This is a genomic window from Pseudomonas sp. P4_C3 (assembly GCF_056402075.1).
In genome coordinates, this window is the sequence record NZ_JBFUIC010000568.1 from 1 (window position 1) to 1,682 (window position 1,682).

At 49.3% G+C, this 1,682-nt stretch carries 2 protein-coding genes; both read left to right on the top strand.

Translation table 11 applies throughout. The features are described from left to right. Positions 1 to 769: 769 nt before the first annotated feature. Positions 770 to 1,105 (top strand): hypothetical protein, encoded by a 336-nt coding sequence (locus AC1DVH_RS30710; protein ID WP_477756958.1) that lies wholly within the window; start codon positions 770 to 772, stop codon positions 1,103 to 1,105. Between the two features lie 487 nt (positions 1,106 to 1,592). After that, positions 1,593 to 1,682, top strand: a 90-nt coding sequence (locus AC1DVH_RS30715) for a hypothetical protein (protein ID WP_477756959.1), incomplete at its 3' end; no start/stop codon positions are given.

Consider the following 1,682-nt stretch of genomic DNA (forward strand, 5'->3'; position numbering starts at 1 on the left):
GTTCAGTACGGCCAATCCATCACCGCAAAAGCTGCTAATTCAAGCTCTCGTGACCGACTGCAATCCAAAGTGGACACTAGCGTATGAGCTCAGGCCGCGGCCCGCCAGATCCGTCGCGCCTGCAGCGAATGGTTAGCAGCCGTGGGGAGGTATTTGAATGAACCTCGGCGGAAACTGCATTTTGTGAACCTCATTGCGATAAGTCCCCATGCAGATGAACAACGCCCGAACCATTTGGTAATTGAGCGCTATTTTTTCGCCCGGCTTGAACCAAGTAATGACCTTGCACTTGGCCACTTCGCTGCTAGCGACACCATGCGAGTGGACTATTGAGTTTCTCAAGTGGCGCAGATCACCCCAGAAGTCGCTTACCACCTCTCGGTTAAGGATATCTCGAACTTTATCAGTATTACGTGCGTCAGTGGGTATAACACCCTTTGCCTTACCTATTTCGATTCTTAGGTGCTCCTCCCAGTACGCGTACGCTGAGACGACTAGAAGATTACCTAGTGATTGAGCATTCTGCCCATTTGGCTCTAGGTGAGTGACCGCCTTTGGCCGATCGGTGCCTGTCTCGAAGGGCATCGTGCGACCCAAGTCGGGCAGCCGGGGGCGTAGTGACAGCGGCTTAACCGTTGATGGTGATCGTGCCCAAGGATCACCGGTTGAAATTGAAGCTATGCTGGAAAAAAGACATCGGAGTTGTACATGCCGGACAGCCAGTTACGGTGAAAGTCGAAGCATTCTTATTTTGGTGGTGGAGAAAAGAATGGGTACTGATGCATCAAATCGTTCTAGGGAAGCCTCTAGAAATTTTGCGATAATTAGTTTTGTTGGTTATTTAGTAATTGTGGCTGTTATGTTGTGGTATCAGTCCTCGGCACAGATTCCAAATAAGTTGAATGAGTCGTCAGGTGTGCTTTCGGAGGAAAGAGTCGGACGTAAGCTTATGACGAAAATCACCGATGGTGAATATGTGTATTGGTTTACCTGCGCTTCGACTTTAGGAGGGTTTTCTACATGTATCACAAAGCAAAAAAGCTCTGGTTTGTTGGGCAGGCATGCAAGTGTTTCTGGTATGACCAAAAAATATTTCCTGCAATAGAGCAGCGGAAATTGGTCGTTTTGGTGGTGGAAGGGAAAGAAATTATCAGTAGGGCGATGTCCGAGGAACGGTTGGCTAGAGGTAAGAGAAATAGTTGTTGGGTATACGGTATCGTCGGTTTTTTTGCGCTTTGCGTTTCTGCTTTCTTTTTAAAGAGGGCAAGGCGGAGTTAAAGTGGATCAGAAGACAGTAGAGGCTATTTCCAGTGTCTTGGCTTACCTAAGTGCTCCAGAGGGTTCGGCGCCAGTTATTAACGAGGATTGATTTTTGCGTAGGATATCTAACGATTAAGCTAAGTGGCGGCAGCACGCTGATCAGTTCCAACAACCATCCAAGCATAACTGCTCATTTGCTGATCGCTCCGCCCACCGTCTACTTTTGGCCGATCGGTGCCTGTCGCGAAGGGCAGCGTGCGACCCAGAGTGTGTCAAAACGCCAAAGCCAACCCTTGCTATGATTGCCCCGGATTTCATCGCAAGGGCTGCCCATGAAACGCTTCATTCAAGGTGAACACCGAGGTCAAAGGACCCTGCTCCCCGAGAGCCTGGACGATTACGTCAGCGACACTAATCCGGTG

Coding starts and splice junctions, on each gene's coding strand:
- AC1DVH_RS30710 (WP_477756958.1), top strand. CDS start 770: ATGGGTACTGATGCATCAAATCGTTCTAGGGAAGCCTCTAGAAATTTT.